This window comes from Nocardia sp. NPDC058244, assembly GCF_042882065.1.
GTDB lineage: Bacteria > Actinomycetota > Actinomycetes > Mycobacteriales > Mycobacteriaceae > Nocardia.
Map to the genome: position 1 here is coordinate 156,430 of NZ_JBHVWX010000008.1, position 18,133 is coordinate 174,562.

17 protein-coding genes are annotated in these 18,133 nt (G+C 69.6%); 4 read left to right on the forward strand and 13 right to left on the reverse strand.

The genetic code is table 11. The annotated features are described in order from the left end of the window. Nucleotides 1-9: 9 nt before the first annotated feature. Both ACFVW6_RS25295 and hpf read left to right on the forward strand, forming a co-directional pair. Nucleotides 10-654 carry a ComF family protein gene (locus tag ACFVW6_RS25295; RefSeq protein WP_378823100.1) on the forward strand — a complete coding sequence of 215 codons (645 nt, stop codon included), beginning with the start codon at nt 10-12 and terminating at the stop codon, nt 652-654. 182 nt (nt 655-836) lie between these two features. Continuing rightward, nucleotides 837-1,535: a ribosome hibernation-promoting factor, HPF/YfiA family gene (hpf, locus tag ACFVW6_RS25300; RefSeq protein WP_378825537.1), complete on the forward strand. Its 699-nt coding sequence runs from the start codon at nt 837-839 to the stop codon at nt 1,533-1,535. A 48-nt stretch (nt 1,536-1,583) separates the two neighbouring features. Here the strand turns inward: hpf and bluB are convergent, their stop codons facing one another. The 6 genes from bluB to ACFVW6_RS25330 form a co-directional block, all read right to left on the reverse strand. Further along, entirely contained in the window at nt 1,584-2,219 is a 636-nt protein-coding gene (bluB, locus tag ACFVW6_RS25305) for a 5,6-dimethylbenzimidazole synthase (RefSeq protein WP_355276140.1), read from the reverse strand. A gap of 23 nt (nt 2,220-2,242) precedes the next feature. After that, nucleotides 2,243-3,487 carry a fatty acid desaturase gene (locus tag ACFVW6_RS25310; RefSeq protein ID WP_355276138.1) on the reverse strand — a complete coding sequence of 415 codons (1,245 nt, stop codon included), beginning with the start codon at nt 3,485-3,487 and terminating at the stop codon, nt 2,243-2,245. 99 nt (nt 3,488-3,586) lie between these two features. Beyond that, nucleotides 3,587-4,987 (reverse strand): fatty acid desaturase, encoded by a 1,401-nt coding sequence (locus ACFVW6_RS25315; RefSeq protein WP_357343414.1) that lies wholly within the window; start codon nt 4,985-4,987, stop codon nt 3,587-3,589. Between the two features lie 192 nt (nt 4,988-5,179). Continuing rightward, nucleotides 5,180-6,310, reverse strand: a complete 1,131-nt coding sequence (locus ACFVW6_RS25320; protein ID WP_378823097.1) for a ferredoxin reductase — start codon at nt 6,308-6,310, stop codon at nt 5,180-5,182. Nucleotides 6,311-6,433: 123 nt separating this feature from the next. Continuing rightward, nucleotides 6,434-6,949, reverse strand: a complete 516-nt coding sequence (locus tag ACFVW6_RS25325) for a DUF6912 family protein (RefSeq protein WP_378825535.1) — start codon at nt 6,947-6,949, stop codon at nt 6,434-6,436. 40 nt (nt 6,950-6,989) lie between these two features. Beyond that, nucleotides 6,990-8,399, reverse strand: a complete 1,410-nt coding sequence (locus tag ACFVW6_RS25330; RefSeq protein ID WP_378823096.1) for a wax ester/triacylglycerol synthase family O-acyltransferase — start codon at nt 8,397-8,399, stop codon at nt 6,990-6,992. A 247-nt stretch (nt 8,400-8,646) separates the two neighbouring features. On the opposite strand from ACFVW6_RS25330, the gene secA reads away from it, so the two are divergent. Further along, entirely contained in the window at nt 8,647-11,442 is a 2,796-nt protein-coding gene (gene secA / locus ACFVW6_RS25335; protein WP_378823094.1) for a preprotein translocase subunit SecA, read from the forward strand. Between the two features lie 95 nt (nt 11,443-11,537). Here the strand turns inward: secA and ACFVW6_RS25340 are convergent, their stop codons facing one another. From ACFVW6_RS25340 to ACFVW6_RS25355, 4 genes are all read right to left on the reverse strand, one after another. Continuing rightward, nucleotides 11,538-12,353: a peptidase inhibitor family I36 protein gene (locus ACFVW6_RS25340; protein WP_378823092.1), complete on the reverse strand. Its 816-nt coding sequence runs from the start codon at nt 12,351-12,353 to the stop codon at nt 11,538-11,540. Between the two features lie 99 nt (nt 12,354-12,452). Further along, a complete protein-coding gene (locus tag ACFVW6_RS25345) occupies nt 12,453-13,085 on the reverse strand; it encodes a pentapeptide repeat-containing protein (RefSeq protein WP_378823090.1) in 633 nt (210 codons plus the stop codon). Nucleotides 13,086-13,184: 99 nt separating this feature from the next. After that, nucleotides 13,185-13,508, reverse strand: a complete 324-nt coding sequence (locus ACFVW6_RS25350; protein ID WP_355276127.1) for a hypothetical protein — start codon at nt 13,506-13,508, stop codon at nt 13,185-13,187. Then, entirely contained in the window at nt 13,505-13,783 is a 279-nt protein-coding gene (locus ACFVW6_RS25355) for a hypothetical protein (protein ID WP_355276126.1), read from the reverse strand. Before ACFVW6_RS25355 ends, ACFVW6_RS25350 begins: the two co-directional genes overlap by 4 nt. Nucleotides 13,784-13,860: 77 nt before the next feature. Here ACFVW6_RS25355 and ACFVW6_RS25360 point away from each other — a divergent pair, with 77 nt between their 5' ends. After that, a complete protein-coding gene (locus tag ACFVW6_RS25360) occupies nt 13,861-15,414 on the forward strand; it encodes a PucR family transcriptional regulator ligand-binding domain-containing protein (protein ID WP_378823087.1) in 1,554 nt (517 codons plus the stop codon). On the opposite strand, the gene ACFVW6_RS25365 is transcribed toward ACFVW6_RS25360, so the two are convergent. Genes ACFVW6_RS25365 through ACFVW6_RS25375 form a run of 3 tightly spaced genes read right to left on the reverse strand, consistent with a single transcriptional unit; the run spans nt 15,402 to nt 18,000 of the window. Continuing rightward, nucleotides 15,402-16,265, reverse strand: a complete 864-nt coding sequence (locus ACFVW6_RS25365) for a polysaccharide deacetylase (RefSeq protein ID WP_378823085.1) — start codon at nt 16,263-16,265, stop codon at nt 15,402-15,404. The two genes, ACFVW6_RS25360 and ACFVW6_RS25365, sit on opposite strands and share 13 nt — an antisense overlap. Beyond that, on the reverse strand, nt 16,262-17,377 hold the full coding sequence (locus tag ACFVW6_RS25370; RefSeq protein ID WP_378823083.1) for an NADH:flavin oxidoreductase: 1,116 nt from the start codon (nt 17,375-17,377) through the stop codon (nt 16,262-16,264). The genes ACFVW6_RS25365 and ACFVW6_RS25370 overlap by 4 nt, the downstream gene beginning before the upstream one ends. Next, complete coding sequence (locus ACFVW6_RS25375; protein WP_378823081.1) at nt 17,374-18,000, reverse strand: DUF1989 domain-containing protein; 627 nt, start codon at nt 17,998-18,000, stop codon at nt 17,374-17,376. Before ACFVW6_RS25375 ends, ACFVW6_RS25370 begins: the two co-directional genes overlap by 4 nt. Nucleotides 18,001-18,133: the final 133 nt, after the last annotated feature.

Sequence of the window (18,133 nt, forward strand, 5' to 3'; positions counted from 1 at the left end):
TCACCCGCTATGAGAGCCCTGCTCGATCTGGTGCTGCCCGTCCACTGCGGTGGCTGCGCGACGGCCGGTGCCGCCTGGTGCCCCGGCTGCGCGGCCGAGCTGAGCCGGGCCCCGGTGCGGGTCCGTCCGCGCACCGATCCCGGCGTCCCGTGCTGGGCGCTTGGCCCCTATCGCGGTGCGGGACGCCGCGCCGTACTGGCGGCCAAGGAGCACGGCAGGCGCGACCTGGCCGCGCCACTCGGCCTGGCCCTGGCGCTCGCCCTCGACCGCCTGCGGGCCCCTGATCGCCCGCTGGTACTCGTCCCGGCGCCGACCCGCGCCGCGGCCGCGCGGCGCCGCGGCGGCGACCCGGTGGCGCGCGCGACGGACGCCGCCACGCGGTGGCTGATCGATAGCCGGAGCGTGCCGCTGCTGCGGATGCGGCGCGGCGTGCGCGACTCGGTGGGGTTGACGACACGCGAGCGTGCCCACAATCTGCGCGACAAGATCATGACGGTGACCCAGCTCGCCGACCCGGCCGTCATCGCGGCGAATGCCGAGGTAGTCGTGGTCGACGACGTTCTCACCACCGGGGCGACTGTCACCGAATCGGTACGCGTTCTTAGTCGAATCGGCGTACTTCCGTGCGCGGTTTTGGTGACCTGCGCGGCTTGACTCCGCGAAATTTGCGTGAACAGTGGCGCACTTGCCCGTGGCGGACTAGCGTCGCGGACACACACCGAACGACAAGTTTGGGAGGTGGCGCCGCGGACATCTGGTGCCGAGCGATTCCCGATCGGCACAGCTCAATCCCGCCGCACTCGCTTCTCGTGTGCGGCCATATCCGGGAGGTACGCGTGACGACTTCTTCACGGGCATCAGTGCGAGACGCTGACCCCACGGCACTGGCCGACAGTGCTGCCGACTCGACCGAGAGCCCGCACGCCGAAGTGGTGGTCTCCGGTCGGAATGTCGAAGTCCCCGACCACTATCGAATCTACGTGGCGGAGAAGCTCGCTCGGCTCGAGCGCTTCGATCCGTCGATATTCCTCTTCGATGTGGAACTTTTCCACGAACGCAACCGTCGTCAACGCAAGGCCTGTCAGCGCGTGGAGATCACCGCGCGCGGCCGTGGTCCGATCGTGCGCGCGGAAGCCTGTGCAGACAGCTTCTACGCCGCGCTGGAATCGGCCACCCAGAAGATCGAGAGCCGACTGCGCCGCACCAAAGACAAGCGGCGCGTGGTGCACTACGGCGACAAGACGCCGGTCTCGGTCGCGCAGGCCACCGCCACGCTGGTGGACGAATCCCTGTTCGCCGCGCCGAACGGCGCCGCCGCGCACGCCCATGCCGAGGAACCCGAGCATGAGGAAGGCCCCGGCCACATCGTGCGCACCAAGGTGCACACCGCCACGCCGATGTCGGTGGACGACGCGCTCTACCAGATGGAACTGGTCGGGCACGACTTCTTCCTGTTCCACGATCGCGAGACCGACCGACCTTCGGTCGTCTACCGCAGACACGCCTTCGATTACGGCCTGATCCGACTGGCCTGACACCAACGCCGATCCGGGCACCCGCCGCAGCGGGTGCCCGGATCGTGTTCAGTCACCGAAGGTTTCGTGGTGCACGGCCTCGGCGAGCGCGCGACCCGATCGCCACCCGAACCGTTCCAGGTCGGGGACCCGCTGGAACTCGCGCACCGGCCCGACACACAGCCAGGCCACCGGCTTGATCCCCGCGGGCAGCTCGACCAGCTCGCGCAGGAACTCCGGATCGTAGAACGACACCCAGCCCACGCCGACCCGCTCCGCGGTCGCCGCCAGCCACAGGTTCTGGATCGCCAGCACCGTCGAGTACACGCCGGTCTCCGGCACCGTCGCCCGGCCCAGGATCTGCGGTCCACCGCGCCGGTCGTCGTGGGTGACCACGACGCCGGTGCCGCTCTCGACGATCCCGTCGATCTTGATCGGCTCGAAGGTCTCGGCGCGCTCGGCGGGCAGCGCGTCACGGAACTCGACCCGCTTGTCCGCGACGTGGTCGGCGAAGCGGCGCAACGTGTCGGGCTTGCGGACCACGACGAAGTCCCACGGCTGGGAGTTGCCGACGCTGGGCGCGCGATGGGCGGCGTCCAGGATCCGCCACAGGGTGTCGTCGTCGACGAGCTCGCCGGTGAACTCGGCGCGCACATCACGGCGCAGGCGGATCGCGTCGTAGACGCTCAACTGGTCGGCACACACGCCGACCAGTCAACCGCAGCCGGTCAGGCCACCGAGCGGCGGGCCAGCTTGCGCCCGGCGGCCAGCGCGGTGCGCAGGCCACGGCGACGGCCCGTCACCGGGTCGACGGTGGTGACGGCGTTGCCGCCGAACAGCTTCTCCGACTTGGTTTCCGGCGCGTCGTCGGTGGTGTGGCGCAGGTACTTGTTGGGCAGCGACAGCTTGAGGATCGTGCGCCACGACTTGAAGTACTGCACCGGCAGCGACCCGGTGGTGTAGGGCAGGTCGTACTTCTCGGCCAGCTCGCGCACCCGCACGGCGATGGCGGCGTAGTGGTTGCTCGGCAGGTCGGGGAACAGGTGGTGCTCGATCTGGTGGCTGAGGTTGCCGGTCATGAAGTGCATGACCTTGCCGCCGGAGATGTTGGCGCTGCCCAGCATCTGGCGCAGGTACCACTCGCCCTGCGTCTCGTTCTCGATGTCGGCCTTGGTGAACTTCTCCGCGCCGTCGGGGAAGTGACCGCAGAAGATCACCGCGTTGGTCCACACATTGCGCACCACGTTGGCCGCCATGTTGGCGGTCAGCGTGCTGAAGAACGACGGGCCGGTGAGCAGCGGGAAGATCAGGTAGTCCTTGGCGGCCTGCTTGCCGATCTTCTTGAGCACCAGCTTGCGGTCGGCGTCGAACTGCTGCCACTCGGGCGAGTCCTTGGCCCACTTCTTCTTGGCGACCTTGCCCAGTTCCAGGTGCTGGATCGCGACGCCGTACTCGAACAGCATCTGCAGCAGCAGGTTGTAGATCGGGTTGCCCAGGTAGAACGGCATCCAGCGCTGATCGCGGGTGACGCGCAGCAGGCCGTAGCCGATGTCGTCGTCCATGCCCAGGACGTTGGTGTACTTGTGGTGCAGGAAGTTGTGGGTGATCTTCCAGTGCGCCGACGGGCCCGCGTTGTCCCATTCCCACGAGGTGGAGTGGACTTCCGGATCGTTCATCCAGTCCCACTGCCCGTGCATGACGTTGTGCCCGATCTCCATGTTCTCGATGATCTTGGCGGTGCCGAGCAGGGCGACGCCGGCCAGCCAGGCCGGGGGCAGGAAGCTGGCGAACAGCACGGTACGACCGCTGATCTCCAGTGCCCGCTGTAGGCGGATGACGTTGCGGATGTAGCGCGCGTCGGCAGCCCCCCGCGAAGATTCGATTTCGCGGCGGATCGCGTCGAACTCAGCACCGAGAGCTTCGACATCCGCGGCGGTGAGGTGCGCGTATTCCTTGACATCCGAGATCGCCATGCCGGTTACACTACCGTAGGTTACGAGAGCGTAGGTTGGCGATTTCGGGCCCTGATTGTGTGAAACGTCCTATTGCTAAATCGAAACTGAGATGTTATCTCAGCCGCGGCGCGCCTTACGCTTGGCCGCGCGGTCGCGCAGCGCGCCCCGCTCGTGCTTGGCCCGCTCACCGAGCGCGCGCTTGGCCTCGCGCAACGCCAGCTTCTCCTGCCGCGCCCGCGCCTTCAGCGTCGCCTTGGCCTCGCGCAGGACTTCCTTCTCGTGCCGCGCCTTGATCTCCAGCGAGACCTTCGCGTCGTGCAGCGCCGAGCGCAGGCCGAAGCGCTTGCCGGTCTCCGGATCGACCCGCAGCGCGTCGGGCAGCGAGATGCCGGTGAACTTGCGCTCCGAGGACGTCTCGGGGGCGTCGTCGGCCGTGCGCTTCAGGAAGCGGTCCGGCAGGGCCAGCTTGTGGATGGTCCGGAAGGCCAGCAGGTACTGCTTGCCCAGCGAGCCGGTGGTGTAGGGCAGGTCGTACTTGTCGCACAGCTCGCGCACCCGCACCGCGACCTCGGGGTACCGGTTGCTCGGCAGATCGGGGAACAGGTGGTGCTCGATCTGGTAGCAGAGGTTGCCGCTCATGAAGGCCATCACCGGACCGGCCTTGAAGTTGGCGCTGCCCAGCATCTGCCGCAGGTACCACTCGCCCTGGGTCTCACCGTCGAGCTGCTCGATGGTGAACTTCTCCGCGCCGTCGGGGAAGTGCCCGCAGAAGATCACCGCGTAGGCCCACAGGTTGCGGACCAGGTTGGCGGTGGTGTTGGCCTTCAGCGTCGACTTCCAGGCCGGGCCGGTCAGCGCCGGGTACAGCACGAAGTCCTTGACGACCTGACGGCCGGCCTTGCGGGCGAAGTCCTTGTTCGGCTCGGAGAGCACCTGCTTGGCCGGAATGCCCGCCAGCTCCTTCTCGATGCCGAGGTCGTGCAGCGCGATGCCCCACTCGAAGGTGGCGGCCAGCAGCAGATTCGCCGCGGGCTGCACCAGATGCTTGGGGTGCCAGGCCTCGTCGCGGGTCATCCGCAGGATGCCGAAGCCGAGGTCCTCGTCCTTGCCCAGGACGTTGGTGTAGGTGTGGTGGGAGTAGTTGTGCGCCCGGCGCCACTGCGCCGAGGTCCCGGTCATGTCCCACTCCCAGCTGGTGGAGTGGATCTCCGGATCGTTCATCCAGTCCCACTGCCCGTGGCTGACGTTGTGCCCGAGCTCCATGTTCTCGATGATCTTGGCCACCGACAGCAGCGCCGTGCCGCCGAGCCAGGCCCAGCGGTTGCGGCTGCCGAACAGCACCGCGCGGCCCGCCACCTCGAGCGCGCGCTGGGCGGCGATGGTGCGACGGATGTACTTCGCGTCGCGCTCGCCGCGGGAGGTCTCCACCGAACGGCGGATCGAATCGAGTTCTTTCCCCAGGGTTTCGATGTCGGCCGCCGTGAGATGGGCGAAGGCCTGGATATCGGTGATGGCCACCGGGGTCCTCTCTGTCGGTTGGCGGCTGGTCGCTCAGATATGGAGGCGGGCCGAGAACGGCGGCTGTGCCGCGTTCCCGGCCCCGGGGTTGCGCCGGTCGGCGCGAGGTAGGCCGAGACCAGCCGCTGCCGGCCATTCATATGGCCGACGCATGACTCCGAGGGTACCTGCTGTCCGAAGTGCGCGGGACGCTCAGATGTCGAGCGTGCAGTCACCCGCCGCGGCGGAGATGCAGGTCTGCACCTTGTCGCCGGGCTGACGTTCGTCACCGTTGCGCAGGTCGCGGGCGTGTCCGGCGGACAGCGTGACCACGCAGGTCTGGCAGATGCCCATGCGGCAGCCGAACGGCAGCTGCACGCCGACCGACTCGCCCGCCTCGAGCAGGCTGGTCGCGCCGTCGGCGGTGATGGTCCGGCCGGTGGTGCCGAAGGTCACGGTGCCGCCCTCGCCGATCGCCGACCGCTCCACCTCGAAGCGCTCGACGTGCAGCTTCTCCGGGATTCCCGCTGCCTTCCAATGGTGTTCGATCGCGTCGAGCATCGGGGCCGGGCCGCACGCCCAGGTCTCGCGCTCCCGCCAATCCGGGTAGAGCTCGTCCAGGCTCGCCAGCGAGAACAGGCCCTGCGCGTCGGTCAGCTGCAGGTGCGAGACGAAGCTCGGGTGCTTGTCGTGCAGCGCCCGCAGCTCGGCCCCGAACATCACGTCGGCGTCGGTCGGCGCCGAGTGCACGTGCACCACATCGGTCACACCGTCGCGCCGGTCCATCGTCCGCAGCATCGACATCACCGGGGTGATGCCGCTGCCCGCGGTGAGGAAGAGCACCTTCGCCGGCGGCGGCTCCGGCAGCACGAACCCGCCCTGCGGCGCGGCCAGGCGCACGATCGTGCCCTCGGCCACCCCGTTGACCAGGTGGCTGGACAGCTTGCCCTCCGGCATCGCCTTCACCGCGATGGAGATGAGCCGCTTGCCGCCCTCGCCGGTCCAGTCCGGCGGACAGGTCAGCGAGTAGGACCGCCAGTTCCAGCGGCCGTCGATCAGGATGCCGATGCCGATGTACTGACCCGGCTGGTACTTGAAGTCGAAGCCCCAGCCCGGCTTGATCACCAGGGTCGCCGAGTCGGCGGTCTCCTTCTGCACCTCGACGATCCGCCCGCGCAGCTCCCTGGCCGACCACAGCGGGTTGGCCAGGTGCAGGTAGTCGTCGGGGAGCAGGGGAGTGGTCACCCGGGCCACCGCGCCTCGCAGCACGTTGAGCTTGCCGCCGCGGTCGCCGACCTGCGCGGCCGGTGCTTCGAGCCATTCCCGGAACTTGTTCATGACCATGCTTGCCGTTGTCTCCCTGTCCTGCCGTCGAGCCGCGGTGGGGCAGCTCGCTCGCAGCCAGGTTACGGCATCGTAGGTTCGGCGGCAGTGGCAGCGGCGCTCGAGGCGCTGATCAGGGAGATGTCACAGCAGATCGAGCAGGAACGGCAGTTCCTGGGTGGCGTACCAGGCGAGCTGATGGTCCTCGGCGTCACCCAGGACGAACTCGGCGTCGGTATCGCCCAGATCGGCGGCGTCGATGACGTCGACGGCCTTGGCGACCTGCGGCTCGGCCTCGGCCAGGTCGACGTGCACCGATGCCACCTGGTCGTAGGTGATCGGCCCGGCCAGCTTCACCACCGCGTCGTCCAGGTCCGGCCGCAGCTTCGCGCCGGTGACGTCGGCCGCGATCACCGCGCGCCGGTAGACCGGGCTGCCAGGGGCGGCCGCCTCGCCCGCGGCGTCCTCGTCCGCGTCGTCGAGGCCGTCGCGTTCGCCGGCGAGCAGCCGCAGCGACGCCCTGGCCGCCTCCTGCATCGCGACCTCGGCCAGCTCGTCGTCGTCGCCCGCGGCGTAGGCCTCGCGCAGCGCGGGGGTCACCGCGAACGCCGTCGCGCCGAGCGGGAACACCTCGCGCTCGGCGACGAGCCTGCGCAGCATCGGGATCGTCGCCGGGATGTAGACGCGCAGCTTGCCGTTCTCAGATACAGGCACCGAGCAACTCCTCCATCGATTCGTGCACCGACGCGGCCAGGACGTCGATGTCGGCCATGGCGTCGCGGTCGGCGTTGAGTCCGTAGAAGACCTGACCGTCGTACGAGGTGAGCCCGAAACTCAACGTCTGATTGCGCAGCAGCGGCGATACCGGATACATCTCCAGCATGCGCGCCCCGCCGATGTACATCGCGGTCTGTGGTCCCGGCGCGTTGGTGATCACCAGGTTGAACGTGTTGTCGGCGAAGGTACTCGCCGCGCGCACGCTCATCGCGTGCAGGCTGGCCGGAGCGAACCCGGCCAGGTGGACCAGCGTGCGGGCGCGCACACCGCGCCGCTGCCTGCCGGTGGCTTCGGTGGCGTGCGAGATGTGCGACAGGCGCATCACCGGATTCGGCTCGCCCACCGGCAGATCGATCAGGAACGAGGAGACCTCGCTGGCCGGGGTCGGCTGGTCGCCGCCGTCGACGTAGACCGACATCGGCACCACGGCCCGCAGGTTGTCCGACTCGACCAGGGCCTCGTTGCGTGAGAGCAGCCAGTTGCGCAGCGCTCCGGTGACCACGGCGAGCACCGTGTCGTTGATCGAGCAGTCGAAATGGCGGCGGATGGTTCGGTAGTCCTCCAGATCGGTGCGCACCACGTCGAACCGCCTGCTGCGCGAGGTCCTGGCGTTGAGCGGGCTGTCGGCGACCCCCGAGGTCGCCGCGCGCACCGCGTTGGCCGCCGCCTTCACCGCCATCCTGGTGCCGCGGACCAGCCCGAACGCGTTCGATCCGGCGTCGCGGGCGACCTCGTAGGCCTCGCGTGGCTGCGCGGCCAGCTGGGACAGCGCGCCCGCCAGCAGCTCCACGTCGGTGGGTTCGCGCGGGGCCCGCCACGCGTCGTCGGCCAGGTCGCGCGGCAGCGGGCTGTTGTCGAGGATCACGTGCCCGATCTCGAGCGCGGTGTCACCGTCGACGAGCGCCGAATGCGATTTGGTGAACACCGCGCTGCGCCCGTCGGCCAGGCCCTCGATGAGATACATCTCCCACAGCGGCCGTCCCTGATCCAGCGGCCGCGAGGCGAGCCGGGCGACCAGGTCGTAGAGCTGTTCGTCGCTGCCCGGACCGGGCAGCGCGGAGCGGCGGATGTGATAGCTGATGTCGAAGCGGCTGTCCTCCACCCACACCGGCCTGCCGAGGGCGAGCGGGATCTCGCGGACCTTGCGGCGGTAGCGCGGCACCAGGGGCAGCCGGGATTCGACCAGGTCGATGAGGCCGTCGTAGTCGAGGACCTGGCCGGTGGCGCCGGGTTCGGTGTTCTGGAGGATCGCGAGGGAGCCGATGTGGATCGGGTTGCTGCTCGACTCGAGCCGGTAGAACGACGCGTCCTGCGGCGTCAGTCTCGTGATCACGCGCTCCGATACTCCTTCCGGTGCCGTATCGCGCAGATCTGGCACGTGCCTCATCCTACGTCACCGTAGGTGAATCGCGGTGCCGGGCAACGAGCCTCATCGGCAGGTGTGACCTGGGCCGATGGCATCGCCCGGTACACCGGGCACGGGTACTCCCGGCCGGGTACGGTGGTCTGCGGACTACGATGGCCCATAACACCGTGGCTCACTAGCCGAACACACTCCGACCAGAGGACTGACGAGACCCGTGCCTGCGCTGACACTGACGAGGTTGCTACGGATTGGTGAAGGTCGCATGGTCAAGCGCCTGTCGAACCTCGCCGACGAGGTCATCGCGTACGGCGAGGAGATCGAGCAGCTGACCGACGACGAGCTGCGCGCCAAGACCGCCGAGTTCAAGCAGCGCTTCGCCGAGGGCGAGACCCTCGACGACCTGCTGCTCGAGGCGTTCGCGGTGGCTCGGGAGGCCTCCTGGCGAGTGCTGAACCAGAAGCACTACAAGGTGCAGATCATGGGCGGCGCCTCGCTGCACCTGGGCAACATCTCGGAGATGAAGACCGGTGAGGGCAAGACCCTGACCTGTGTGCTCCCCGCGTACCTGAACGCGATCTCCGGCGAGGGCGTGCACGTCGTCACCGTCAACGACTACCTCGCCAAGCGTGACGCCGAGTGGATGGGCCGCGTGCACCGCTTCCTCGGGCTCGAGGTGGGCGTGATCCTCGGCGGCATGACCCCGGCCGAGCGCCGCGTCGCCTACCACGCCGACGTCACCTACGGCACCAACAACGAGTTCGGCTTCGACTACCTGCGCGACAACATGACCCACTCGCTGGACGATCTCGTCCAGCGCGGCCACAACTTCGCCGTGGTCGACGAGGTCGACTCCATCCTCATCGACGAGGCCCGTACCCCGCTGATCATCTCGGGCCCGGCCGACGCGTCGTCCAAGTGGTACGCCGAGTTCGCGCGCATCGCGCCGCTGCTGAAGAAGGACGTCCACTACGAGGTGGACATCAAGAAGCGCACCATCGGTGTGCACGAGGCGGGCGTGGAGTTCGTCGAGGACCAGCTCGGCATCGACAACCTCTACGAGGCCGCGAACTCCCCGCTGGTGAGCTACCTGAACAACGCCATCAAGGCCAAGGAGCTCTACACCCGCGACAAGGACTACATCGTCCGCGACGGCGAAGTGATCATCGTCGACGAGTTCACCGGCCGCATCCTGGTCGGCCGCCGCTACAACGAGGGCATGCATCAGGCGATCGAGGCCAAGGAGAAGGTCGAGATCCAGCCGGAGAACCAGACGCTGGCCACGATCACCCTGCAGAACTACTTCCGCCTCTACAACAAGCTGTCCGGCATGACCGGTACCGCCGAGACCGAGGCCGCCGAGCTGCACTCGATCTACAGCCTCGGCGTGGTCCCGATCCCCACGAACAAGCCGATGGTCCGCAAGGACCAGGCCGACCTGATCTACAAGTCGGAGGAGGCCAAGTTCGCCGCCGTCGTCGACGACGTGGTGGAGCGGCACGAGAAGGGCCAGCCGGTCCTGATCGGTACCACCAGCGTCGAGCGCTCGGAGTACCTGTCCAAGCAGTTCACCAAGCGCGGTGTGGCGCACTCGGTGCTGAACGCGAAGTTCCACGAGCAGGAAGCGCAGATCATCGCCGAGGCCGGCCGGCCCGGCGCGGTCACCGTCGCCACCAACATGGCCGGTCGTGGTACCGACATCGTGCTCGGCGGCAACGCCGACATCATCGCCGACATCCTGCTGCGCAAGCAGGGCCTGGACCCGGTGCACACCCCCGACGAGTACGAGGCCGCCTGGCACTCCGCCCTCGATCAGGTCAAGGAGCAGACCGCGGCCGACGCCGAGGCCGTCCGCGACGCCGGTGGTCTGTACGTGCTCGGCACCGAGCGCCACGAGTCGCGGCGCATCGACAACCAGCTGCGCGGCCGCTCCGGCCGTCAGGGCGACCCGGGCGAGTCCCGGTTCTACCTGTCGCTGGGTGACGAGCTGATGCGCCGCTTCAACGGCGCCGCGCTCGAGGCCATCATGACCAGGCTGAACCTGCCCGACGACGTGCCGATCGAGGCGAAGATGGTCTCCAAGGCCATCAAGAGCGCCCAGACCCAGGTCGAGCAGCAGAACTTCGAGATCCGCAAGAACGTCTTGAAGTACGACGAGGTGATGAACCAGCAGCGCACCGTCATCTACGGCGAGCGCAACCGGATCCTGCGTGGCGAGGACATGGAGGGTCAGGTACAGAACATGATCACCGATGTCGTCGCGGCCTATGTCGACGGCGCCACCGCCGAGGGCTACATCGAGGACTGGGACCTGGACAAGCTGTGGGGCGCCCTCAAGACGCTCTACCCGGTCACCCTCGACCACAAGGAACTGGCGGGCGAGACCAGCACCGGCGACGCGGGCGAACTCACTCGCGACGAGCTGCGCGAGGCCCTGCTCGACGACGCGCACACCGCCTACGAGAAGCGCGAGCAGGAGATCGACGGCCTCGCCGGCGAGGGCGCGATGCGCAACCTGGAGCGCCAGGTCCTGCTCTCGGTCCTGGACCGCAAGTGGCGCGAGCACCTCTACGAGATGGACTACCTCAAGGAGGGCATCGGCCTGCGCGCGATGGCCCAGCGCGACCCGCTGGTCGAGTACCAGCGCGAGGGCTTCGACATGTTCGCCGCGATGCTGGACGGTCTGAAGGAGGAGTCGGTCGGCTTCCTGTTCAACCTCCAGGTCGAGGTCCAGCAGCCCCAGCCCGAAGGCGTCTCGGTCGGCGCCGGTCTGCGTTCCCCGGTCGGCGCCCGCCCCCAGGACGCCCCCACCGAAACCCAGGCCCCGCCCGCCCTGCGCGCCAAGGGCATCACCGATCAGGCCCCCCGCGGCCTGAACTACTCGGGCCCCGCCGAAGACGGCCGCGCCGAATCCCATTCCGACGCCCAGGAATACGGCGGCCAGCAGCCCGGAACCCGCCGCGAGCGCCGCGAAGCCGCCCGCGCCGAAACCAAGGGCAAGCGCCGCCGCTGACGCACCACTGATCAAGACGACCGAGGCCCCCGCACACCGCGGGGGCCTCGATTGTTTCCGGTTCGACGATGACGACCGTCGGTGCCCGGTGGGGCTCAGCCGGTTGGGGCGGACGATCCGGCGGTGCCGGGGGTGCTCGGTTTGGTGACCGAGGGGACGGCCGAGCCGGTTCCGCTCTTCGGGGCGGTCGGGACGGGTGTCTTCGTGCCGGTGCCGGTGGGGGAGCCGGTGCCGGTGACGGTGGGGGAGTCGGTGCCGGAGGCGATCCCGGTGGGGATCGGGCCGACGGTGAGGGAGCGGGCCCTGGCTCGCCAGTCGGCGGGGAGGTCGCCCTTGGCGGAGGTGGCGACGGTGTAGGTGTCGCCCTTGTTGTCGCGGGCGGCGAAGAGGGTGGCGGACTTGCCGGCGCGGTTGTAGACCGAGAGGGCGGCGCTGTCGATGTGCTGGCCGGCCAGGTCGGGGGAGCCGATCTTGAACAGCGACATCTTGCCGGTGCCCTCGCTGCCGGTGAACAGGCACAGGTAGCCGGTGGGGCAGCGGTCGTAGCCGGTGCAGCCGCCGGTCTTGTCACACCAGTTCTGGGTGACGCTGGTGAAGGTGTTGGCGCTGACTTTCGTTGTCTCGGTGCCCTTTCCGTTGTCCAGGATCACCGGGAGCTCCTCGTCGGGATTCTCGCCGAACCGGTCGAGCAGATAGGTGCACGCCTGGGAGAGCGCGATGCCGGTGGCCGCGACGACGAGCGCCGCGGTCACCGTCACGCCGGCCCTGAGCTTCAGCGCGACCACTTCGACGACCGGAACCACCATCTCGCACACGACTTCTTTGGCCGTCTCGGTCGCCTCGTCGCCCTTGCATCCGACGATGCCGAACCCGACCACGACCGCGAGCACTACCGCCACCAGCTTCTGCACGGCGTCAGAATGCGCGTGGATTACCCACTCGTGCAAGGAAATTCACGGTCACGTGTCCCGCGCCCGGGCGTGGCCACCCTTGCTCAGCCGAACGAAAGATCAGCGGCACACGGCCACACCGATCGCCGCACCCTGCCGGTCGAACCACTCGGCGAGTTCCGCGCCGTGCACCAGCCGGGGCTCGTCGGCGCCGATATCGATCGCGCCGTCGATCGCGCCGCTCGCGCCGGTGAGATCGGCGCCGGCCAGCCGGGCCCGATCGAAGTTCGCGCGGTCGAGCCGGCAGCCCCGCAGACTCGCGCCACGGAAATCGCTGTCGCCGAAGCTCGCCCGGCGCAGATCGGCGCCGCCGAGGTCGGCGTCGCGGAAATCGGAGGCGGCGAAATCGGCCTTCATCAGGCGCGCGCCGGTGAGCCGAGCCGCGCGCAGCACGCAGTCGCGGGCTTGCGCGGTGCCGAGGTCGGCGCCGGTCAGGTCGGCCCCGGATAGGTCGGTGGCGAGCATCCAGGCGCCGTAGAGGTCGGTGTCGACCAGCCGGGCGCCGGTCAGCCTCGCCTCGCCGAGCTCGGCGCCACCGAGGTCGAGCCCCGACAGATCACTGCCTGCGAGGTCGAGGCCCCACCCGTTGAACAGCATCTCGGTGGTGCGCGGCGCGGCCGGGTCGGCGGGGAGCTGGTCGAGATAGTGCGCGAGAACCGTCCGCGCGTCCGGGTCGGTGGGCCACCTGGGCACCGCGTGCAAATCGCCTTTCGGCCGGCGCCGCCAGAACATCATGAGAAGTATTTACACCCTGCGGTTCTCGCGCGGGAACCGTCCGGTCACGAACGTGGATCAGCTGGCCCGATGGATGGGGTGGACCCGCGACAGCGCCCGTTTGGCCTCGGCGAGCGAGATCAGCTGATCCTCGTCGTCGATCTCGGCGACGGCGGCCTCGGCCCATTCCCGCAGCAATGTCGACACGCCGACGCGACGCTCGTCGGCCAGGGTTTTCAGCCGGGAGTGCAGGCCCAGCGGCAACCGGATGGAGGTGGTCACCATGATGTCCTCGTTGGCGGGCAGGCGGGGTGGCGCTTCGGCGGCCGCGTCGGAGAAGCTCAGCCGATCCATGAAGTCGGCGAGCTCTTCCTTGCTCGATGGATAGTCCTGATCGCTCATGACTCGGTCCCACTTTCCCACTGCTCGAACTGCGCCAGCTCCTCGGCGCGCATCGCTCGTGCGCCGATGATCACCCACGTCCAGTCGTCGCGCTGTCGTGTGACCACGATCAGCGGGCGTCCGGCCGTGGTGCGCCCCCACACCGTCAGGACGGACACCTGGCCGTCGAAGGCCGGGCGTGGCCACCGTCGTGACGCTGCGAGGACCTGCCGAACCTCGCTGGGTTCGACGCCGATCAGGTGAGCGATCGCCCAATCAGGCCACTCGAAACCCATAGGTCCATAATACGCACGTAGTAACAGCCTGTGAAAGCACTGAGCATCCCGGCCGGATCGGTGGGTAGATTCGCTGGGTGTTGACCATCAGCCGACTGGTCGCCGATCCCGCGCTCGGCCTGCGGATCGTGACGCCGGAACTCACCGATCGCCTGGCCGCCGAGATCCGCTGGCTGCACACCACCGAGCTGCCCGACCCGTCGCCCTACGTGCGCCCCGGCGAGCTGGTGCTGACCAACGGGTTGTGGCAGCCGCACGTGCCCGCGGCGCGCTTCGTCGACGCGCTGGCCGGGGCGGGTGCGGCCGGTCTGGTCTTCGGGCTGACCGCGCAGACTCCGGTGCTGCCCGCGGAGCTCGTCGACCTGTGCCGCGAGCGCGACCTGCCCCTGATCGAGCTGTGTATCGGGGTGCCGTTCGCCGCGCTCACCCGCGCCGCCGCCGGCATCCAGAACGAAGTCCTGCAGGCCGAGCTGACCGCCACGGTGCGCCGGGGCGACGCGCTGGCCACCGCCCTGTCGCGGGGCAGCGGTGCGGCGGGCGTCCTCGAAATCCTGCGTGGCGAGACGGAATTGCCGCTGCTGGTGGTCGATCGGCGGGGCCGCTGCCTGGCCGCCATCGGCTGTGAGCCGACCGCCGAGCAGATCCGCGCGGCCGCCGCCGCGCTCACCCGCACGCCGCCGCCGCTCGAGGTGAACCTGCTCGGATCGGGACCGTCGGCGCTCTACCTCGTCGAGGGCGCGATGGGGGAGATCGACGCCGGGCTCTACTGCCTGGAACCGGCGGCGACGCTGACCGCCGCCGACCGGGAGGCCCTCGACCAGGCGGCCCGCTTCCTGAGCCTCGAGGTCGCCAAACAGCAAGCGGTGCAAGCGATCGAGGCCCGCTTCGCCGCCGAGCTGCTCGAGATGATCCTGTCCGGCCCCGGTCGCGACGACGAGGTGCGCAGGCGATTGCGGGCCTACGGCGTGCCGTCGGACGGACCGCTCGCGGTCTTCGCGCTCGCCGGCGAGGACGTCTCGCTCGACGACATCGCCGACGCGGCGGGCACCGTGTTCGCCACGCACGGCATCCCGGTGTTCACCGCCGCGGGCAGCCGCGATGTGGTGGCGGTGTGCCCGTGGCCGGGCGCCGCCGACGAACCGGCCCGCTTCGCCGCCGAGCTCTCCGGCGAGGTCGCCCGCCGCGCGGCGGCCGCCCGCGTCGTCATCGGCGTGGGCGACATCGCCGCCACCGCGGCGGGGCTGCGTGAGCCGCTGGTCCGGGCGCGGGAGGTCTGCCAGGTACTGCGCGCGCAGACCGGTCCGGACACCGCGACCTTCGCCGACATCGCCACCCACCGGATGCTGCTCGGCCTGCTCGATGCCCGGGTGCTGGAGCGTTTCGCCGGACAGGTGCTCGGCGCTTTGCGCGCGCACGACGCCCGCGCGCGCACCGAACTGGAGCACACCCTGCGCGTCTTCCTCGTCAACGACGGACAGTGGGGCGTCACGGCGGCGGCGCTGCACGTGCACGTCAACACCCTGCGCAACCGGATGGCCAGGATCACGGAGCTGACCGGCCGCGATGTGCACCGGCTCGCCGACACCGTCGACCTGTTCCTGGCGTTCGCGGCCGACCCTCAGCCGGGATAGACCGCCGGATCCACGTCGTAGGTGGGCAGCGGCCGCACCGGCGTCGCGGCGTCGGCGCCGGCCCAGGCCGCCACGTCCCGGCAGCGCGCGAACGTCACGTCCCCACAGTCCTGCGCGTAGCGGATCAGGGTGCGCAGGGCCAGCATCCGGCCCGGCCGCCCGGTGAGGAAGGGGTGCATGCACACGTTGAACAGGCACCGGTAGTGCCGCATCCCGTCCAGTTCGGCCCGCCACATCCGCTCGACCTTGTCCGGCGACTCGATGACCGACCCGATCCGCGGCTCCGGCAGATACGCGTACTGCTCCCAGTCGTCGAGCGACCAGTGCACCGGCAGTTCCACCACCGGCGCGGGCGCGCCCGGCACCAGGTACGGCCGGTCGTCACCCATCAGCGAGGAGTCGTAGGTCAGTCCGTATTCGGCCACCAGCGCGAGGGTTTCGCGGCTGGCGCTCCACATCGCCGCCCGGTGTCCGGCGATCTCGATGCCCTGGGCCGCGAAGACCTCCAGTGCCCGAACGAAATCCGCGCGCTCGGCGCCCGGCGGCAGCGAGGTGGGCGCCCGATGGCTGTAGGAGTGGTGGGCGACCTCGTGGCCGCGATCGACGATCGCGGCGGCCAGTCCAGGACGCCGCTCCGCCACCCAGCCGGGCACGAAGAACGTCGCGGGCACGGCCAGCTCGTCGAGCAGGTCGAGGATCCGTGGCACGCCGACATCGGGTCCGTAGGACTGGTGCGACATCACCATCGGGTGCTCGGCGTAGCGCCCGCCCTCGGCGAGGATCGGCGTTTCCGCGTCGACGTCGAAGGTCAGGGTCGCGACGGCGGCCGCGCCACGGGTCCACGACGTCATCGGCGTGCGCGCCAGGCCGCCGCGGTGTCCAGGTTCGCCATGGGGTGCAGCATCTCACGGTCGAAGGGGTCGAGCGGTCGTCCGGTCTCGACCCGGCGCGGCAGGTCGGGGTTGGCGAGCGCGCCCGTGCCGAGCGAGAGCAGATCGGCGTGCCCGCCGGTGAGGACATCGGCGGCCTGGGGCAGCGCGTGCATGCCGCCGTTGGCGATCACCGGTTTACCGGTCACCTCGCGGGCGAGCTGGGTGATCGTCGTGCCGTCGGCCAGGCGCGCGGTCTCCAGGAAGTTCCGGCCCTCGCTGGCGATGTGCAGGTAGGTCGCCTCGGCCAGCGCGCCGAAGATCACCCGCGCGTCGTCCGCGCCGCCGGGCCAGCGGTAGGTGAAGTCGTTGACCTTGGTCTGCGACAGCCGCACGCCGACCGGCAGTTCGCCCACCGCCGCGCGGACCGCGTCCAGTACGTGGACGTGCAGCCGGACCCGGTCGCGCACCGGGCCGCCGTACTCGTCGGTGCGCAGATTGGTGTAGCCGGTGAGGAATTGGTCGAGCAGGTAGCCGTTGGCCCCGTGGATCTCGACGCCGTCGAACCCGGCGGCCTTCGCGTTCGCGGCCGCGGCGGCGAAACCGGCGATCACCTCGTCGATATCGCGGGCGGTCATCTCCCTCGGCGCGCTCCACGGACCGCCGACACCGCCGTAGTCGGCCATCATCCGTCCCGGCGGCGCGACCGCCGACGGTCCGATCGTCCCGTTGCCGTAGGAGTTGCCCTGGGAGATGGCGCCGGCGTGCATCAGCTGGGCGACGATCGGCACGCCTTCGGCGTGCACCGCGTCCACCACCGTCCGCCACCCGGCGACGTGCGCGTCGGTGACCAAGCCGGGCTGACCGTGGTAGCCCTGGCTGTGCGCGGCGTCGGGGTAGATGCCCTCGGTGGTGATCAGGCCGAAGCCGCCCGCGGCGAATTCGCGGTAGTACCCGGCCATCTGCGCGGTTGGGGTGCCGTCGGCGGTGGCCGAGATCCGGGTCATCGGAGCGACGGTGAAGCGGTTGCGCAGGCGCAGGGTGCCGAGATCGAACGGGGCGAGGGCGGGATGGGCGAGGTCGGTGGTGGTCATCGGTTCTTCTCCTCGGTGGTCAGGACGGTCAGGGACAGCGGGCTCGGGCCCGCCCCGTTGATGACGTTGTGGTCCTGCGGACAGGACGAGACGACGACGAGACACGGCATCTCGGCGCGCAGGGTGATCGCGTCGCCGGGCCGGGTCGGGGCGGCCAGCCAGGACAGCGCGCCGTCGGCGGCGACGGGGATCCGCATGAACACGTTGATCGGCTGCGGGATGTGCGCCGGCGCCGGATGTCCCCGCTCGGCCAGCGCCCGGATCAGGTTCTCCGCACAGCTGGCGTGGCCCGGATCGCCGTATGCCGCATAGCGTTCCGGGTCGCAGGCGGCGATCAGCATGTCGTGGTCACCGGGGGAGGTGTCGGCGAGGTAGGTGAGGATCGGGCGGCGCCGGTTGGTCACGAACGCCTCGCCCAGCGCCGGGAACAGGCGGCTGGTGTGGGTGCGGGTGTGCGCGGCGCTGTGCTGCTCGGTGAGGTCGTCGGCGTGGTAGGCGAAGACGTCACCGACCTGGCCACCGGCGATATCGGTGATCCGCAGGCGGTCGCCGGTCCGCAGCAGCACCGACCTGGCCTGCCTGGCCGGCACCAGCACCGGCTCGGGGTAGCTCGTCGTTGTCATGCCGTTCAGTCAACCGGTGGGCGGACCTCGGGTGCTATGGAGATATCACCACTGTCTTGCGGCTCGAATAGATGTTTCGCCATGCCCTGGGTGATCGCGGTCGCGATAGCGTGCGGTGGTCCGTTCCATCGAT

What these genes read in the sequence shown, in the direction of transcription:
- ACFVW6_RS25295 (WP_378823100.1), top strand. Translation starts at nt 10, where the DNA reads ATGAGAGCCCTGCTCGATCTGGTGCTGCCCGTCCACTGCGGTGGCTGC.
- ACFVW6_RS25310 (WP_355276138.1), bottom strand. Translation starts at nt 3,487, where the DNA reads ATGGCGATCTCGGATGTCAAGGAATACGCGCACCTCACCGCCGCGGAT.
- ACFVW6_RS25320 (WP_378823097.1), bottom strand. Translation starts at nt 6,310, where the DNA reads ATGGTCATGAACAAGTTCCGGGAATGGCTCGAAGCACCGGCCGCGCAG.
- ACFVW6_RS25325 (WP_378825535.1), bottom strand. Translation starts at nt 6,949, where the DNA reads ATGCTGCGCAGGCTCGTCGCCGAGCGCGAGGTGTTCCCGCTCGGCGCG.
- ACFVW6_RS25350 (WP_355276127.1), bottom strand. Translation starts at nt 13,508, where the DNA reads ATGAGCGATCAGGACTATCCATCGAGCAAGGAAGAGCTCGCCGACTTC.
- ACFVW6_RS25355 (WP_355276126.1), bottom strand. Translation starts at nt 13,783, where the DNA reads ATGGGTTTCGAGTGGCCTGATTGGGCGATCGCTCACCTGATCGGCGTC.
- ACFVW6_RS25365 (WP_378823085.1), bottom strand. Translation starts at nt 16,265, where the DNA reads ATGACGTCGTGGACCCGTGGCGCGGCCGCCGTCGCGACCCTGACCTTC.
- ACFVW6_RS25370 (WP_378823083.1), bottom strand. Translation starts at nt 17,377, where the DNA reads ATGACCACCACCGACCTCGCCCATCCCGCCCTCGCCCCGTTCGATCTC.
- ACFVW6_RS25375 (WP_378823081.1), bottom strand. Translation starts at nt 18,000, where the DNA reads ATGACAACGACGAGCTACCCCGAGCCGGTGCTGGTGCCGGCCAGGCAG.